Annotated in this window: 3 protein-coding genes; all 3 read left to right on the forward strand. The window is 30.6% G+C overall.

All coding sequences use genetic code 11. The annotated features are described in order from the left end of the window. Positions 1–212: 212 nt before the first annotated feature. The 3 genes from ACJMLZ_RS07615 to ACJMLZ_RS07625 all read left to right on the forward strand — a co-directional run bounded on the left by ACJMLZ_RS07615 (position 213) and on the right by ACJMLZ_RS07625 (position 4,426). A complete protein-coding gene (locus ACJMLZ_RS07615; protein ID WP_405305025.1) occupies positions 213–1,055 on the forward strand; it encodes a UbiA family prenyltransferase in 843 nt (280 codons plus the stop codon). Between the two features lie 80 nt (positions 1,056–1,135). Then, the gene (locus tag ACJMLZ_RS07620; RefSeq protein WP_405305026.1) at positions 1,136–2,713 is read left to right on the forward strand and encodes a glycosyltransferase family 39 protein; all 1,578 of its coding nucleotides are present in this window, start codon (positions 1,136–1,138) and stop codon (positions 2,711–2,713) included. Positions 2,714–2,902: 189 nt separating this feature from the next. Next, complete coding sequence (locus ACJMLZ_RS07625) at positions 2,903–4,426, forward strand: NERD domain-containing protein (protein WP_405305027.1); 1,524 nt, start codon at positions 2,903–2,905, stop codon at positions 4,424–4,426. The last annotated feature ends 21 nt before the right edge of the window (positions 4,427–4,447 follow it).

Below are 4,447 nucleotides of genomic sequence, written 5' to 3' on the forward strand. Positions count from 1 at the left end.
ACTTTATAAAATTATTGTTTCATAGAAGAAAAATAGGCAAATTATATTCATTTCCTTAAATGAAATTGCTCCACATCTTCACTTGAATAAAGTAAAAATACTATTTATGACTATTATTTAAAATATATTAATAACAAATTAAAATATATCTTGAATGAATTTGCAGATAAGAACACTGCAAAGAACTTTTCAAAATTACTTGAGGAATTGCAATGAATCCCTATATAGAAATATTAAGGCCCGGAAATGCTGTAATGGGCGCAATAGCAATTATTCTAATTGCAATAATTGATAAAACAATCAGTATCCCTATAATCCTTGCGATGCTTGCCGTATTTTTTGAAACCGCCGCGGGAAATGTGATTAATGATTACTTTGATTACAACATTGACCTAATCAACAAACCCGAAAGACCCCTTCCATCTGGAAGAATATCCCTTAAATCTGGAAGAAATTATGGCTACTTGCAATTTTTACTTGGAACAGTATGTGGGTTTTTAATTAGCTATCTGACCAATAACTGGATTCCTTTTGTTATTGTATTAATTTCAGATGTGATTCTTTATTTGTATGCATATAAATTAAAATCAACACCACTTATTGGAAATTTGGCTGTTGGTTTTATGACCGGTTTCGGATTTGTATTCGGGGGTTTTACAATCAATACTCCGGAAATCATTTCAATTTCAATATTTTTAGGATTTTTTGCATTTGTAATGACAACCGCACGTGAAATAATTAAAGACATTGAGGATATTGAAGGAGATAAAGCAGAAGGGGCGAAAACACTTCCTATTTTAATCGGCACAAAAATCCCTGCAATACTTGCAATATTTTTAATCGTGATTGACAGTGCATTATGTCCTCTTCTTTACTTCTATCATATTTTTGGGGTTTATTATTTGGCGGTGATAGCCATTGCAGTCATATTATTCTTATATTCTGCTATTTTAATTTTAAAATCACAAGATAGAGAAACTGCACACAAAGCATCCAAATATTTGAAAATAGGAATGCTCATAGCATTCGTTGCATTCATATTTGGATCTTTTTAATTTTTAGTGAATAACCGATAAACATTATAAAGTTTTGAAAAAAGGATTATTAATTATAAAAAATAAAGCAATGATTGACTATGTTTTTGGAAGAATTTTCAATTGATAAAAAAGACAAATATGCTCTAATATTCATAACCCTATTCAGTTTGGTATTGGCCGCCTATTACATTAGCTTTAATCAAAATCTAGGGATTTACTGCAGTGATGTCTATGTTTATCTTTTAAATGCCGTTTATTTTACCGGACATAACATTCATTCCACTCTAACGATTTATTTATCCCCCGTAATCTGTTTTTTAACATCGATACTTATGGACATTGGGATTAAAGATTCAATTTCAATTTGCATCATAACCGGATTATTTGCAGTGATTGGAAATGTAGGGTTTTATTTTCTTTTAAGAATGAAATTTGACAGCTTGTTAAGTTTAACCGGAGCCATATTATATGCAACATTTGCACTCAACCTGACTTGGCTGGCTAATGGCAGCATTGACATTCCCGGCGTGAGCATGACTATTTGGACAGTTGCCTTTACAATTCTTGCGATTGATAAAAATCCGAAATATTACCCTCATCTATTTATTGTATTCATTATTGCATTCTTTACAAGATACCAGATAATATTCATAATGCCCGTTTTAATTTTATATTATTTGTACAGAAATGGATTTAAAATTAAAAAACAGGACTGGAAACATATTAAAAAGGGTTTTTTAGTAGCTGCAATACTTGGAATTCTTATCTTAATACCAGTCATCATAATGGGCAATGGAAACTTTGAACCTGTTTCCCAAATTTTAGGAGGATTTTCTGGAAGCCAAGGCCGTACTTATGACCAGGCATACAGTACAGATGCGGGATATTATTTAACAAATTTCTTGAATTTCATATCTTCCTCAAAGGTTACCTATGAACATAGCACCCCCGTTTTAGAAAATCCAACAATATTATCCTTCCTGATTATAGGGATATTGGCAATCGGAAGCCTGCTATTTATTTTAAAGAAAGATTATGAACTGGACAAGAGCAAATTGATCCCAATTGCATTATTTTTAATAGCCATTTTAACATTTAAAAAAACCAGTTCAGTAATAACAATTTCAATTACTCTTCTGGGATTGCTGTTGATTGGACGAAAAAGCAAGAATCATATGGGACTTATGATGTTAAGTTGGATTTTGGTTAATCTAATTTTCTATAGTTATTATAACCTTAAGGTCAACAGATATATAATTCCGGCAATTCCACCATTAATATACCTAATTTTGACAAGTATTGAACTGATTAATGAGAAAATCACATTTAACAGGAATATAATCCCCCTAGCTTTGATTTTACTATTTGCCATACAGGGATTTGCATTCACTCTTGCATTTGAACCGACAAATGACTTTACAGCTCCGCAAGAAATGAGTGAATATATAATCCATGAAATTCCAGATTATGAAAACATCAATATTGGTGTTTACAATATCAGACCATATCGCTGGTATTTGGGCGAAAATATAATCGGAATCCCAAATTCTGAAATAACAAAAATCGATACGGGAAATATCAGTTATTATATTTCAAATGTGAAAATAAATGATTTAAACAATTTTAAAGAGATAAAGAACATTGGCAAGTTATATTTATATGAAAAGAATGTCTAACATTGCCAAAAATTCATGTTTTACATTTAGAAAAATAATTAGAAATCTAACTGACAATAGACACCACTTTAATAAAATTGAAAAGCGAATTTTTAACATTTATCAGATTTATATTTAGTGATTATTAGAAAGATATATAATAAAAAAAATAAAAAAGTAATAATATAAAATGCATTTAAAGAGGATAATATGAAAGTTGTATGCTGTAAGAACTGTGGTGCAAAGTACCAACTCGATGATGATGATGACATAACTACATTCGAGTGTTCTTCATGTGCAGGAGAGTTAGAATATTTAGAAGAATATTCTGATGGTGAAACTAAATCTCGTTCTTCTTTCATGGATTCATTCAAGTATGACAATTCCTATATCGTCCAATGTGAAGACTGTGGACTGAAATATAAAATCAAAAGTAGTGATAGCATACTTGATTATGAGTGCGATAGTTGTGGAGGATCTTTAAGATATCTTGATGAAGAAATGAACAAGGAACTTGATAACTATCTCAAGGAAAGGAAAGCAGAAGCTGAAAAATTTAGAGCCCAAACACAATCTAGTGAACCGACACCTGAAGAACCTAAAGCAGAAGATAATATATCCTTAAAGTCACTTACTAACAGGCTTGAAAACTTTTTCTCTGAAGAACGCATGCTGGAAATTGCTGATGATGAGAAAAACGAACAAGAATTAGAAGAAGAACTCAATGTTAAAACTGCAAGAACAACCATTCCAGATGCTGTTCAATCTAAATTTGGTAAAGAATTTGCTCTTCCTAAAACCAATGATTATACCATCTTGAAAAATTTCTTAAAAGATGAATTCATGAAAGGAATGCGCGAATATTATCCGATGGCTACTACAAAAGCTTCAAATGGAAGTTTCCTTGATAGAATTAGTTTGAAAGAACCAACAATGGGCAATTCTGGAGAAAAAGAAATTGCTGAAAGCGATTTTAATTTCAATATTAAAAATATGGATTCCAATACAACATTGCTTACTGTTGGAATCGTTATATTAGTCTTAAGTATAATTGAAATATTCTTTATCAACAGTGGTATTGGTATCGTTGCTTTATTTATAGGTATAATTATCTTATGTTATGGATATTATAAAACTCGAGATGTAAAAGAACATGAAGAAAGAACAAGAATTATTAGAGAACATTTATTAACTCTTTCTGATGAATATTATGTCTTTTACAATGTGAAAACTCCAACCTCTCCGGATAGCATCAACCATTTGGTTGTTGGTCCGACTGGAATTTATGCACTTCTTTCACAGAAATACAATCCAAAACTTAGATTAGAAGCTGAAAATGAAAATCTGAATTTGATTGGTTCCAGCGAATTGGAAGAGAATAAAATTGAGGAAGTTTCACTTTCAAACAATACCCGAAAATTCAGATACACAACTAAACAGGCAAAATTCTCACAAGACAATAAAGTTAAACAAAAAGCATTAAGCTTAGGTGAGGATTTAATTAATTTCCTTAATGACAACAACATCAAAAACTGTTTTGTTGAACCGTTGGTCGGATTTATAAACAATGAAGTTGTTGTAATAAATATGCCTTTAACTGATGAAGACTTATTTATTGAGGAATTATTGAATAAAATCCGAACCAGTACAATTAAATTAGATTCTGAAACAATTGACAAATGTGCTGTTTTAATTAACAAGTATTCCGCCGATTGTTCTTTAGAAATAATTTAATTTTTCTTTTTTTATTTTTTG

Origin of the sequence: Methanobrevibacter sp. (assembly GCF_045126245.1) — an archaeon.
GTDB lineage: Archaea > Methanobacteriota > Methanobacteria > Methanobacteriales > Methanobacteriaceae > Methanocatella.

Excerpts from the sequence above, each read along its gene's own strand:
- ACJMLZ_RS07615 (WP_405305025.1), top strand. The coding sequence starts at position 213 with ATGAATCCCTATATAGAAATATTAAGGCCCGGAAATGCTGTAATGGGC.
- ACJMLZ_RS07620 (WP_405305026.1), top strand. The coding sequence starts at position 1,136 with ATGTTTTTGGAAGAATTTTCAATTGATAAAAAAGACAAATATGCTCTA.
- ACJMLZ_RS07625 (WP_405305027.1), top strand. The coding sequence starts at position 2,903 with ATGAAAGTTGTATGCTGTAAGAACTGTGGTGCAAAGTACCAACTCGAT.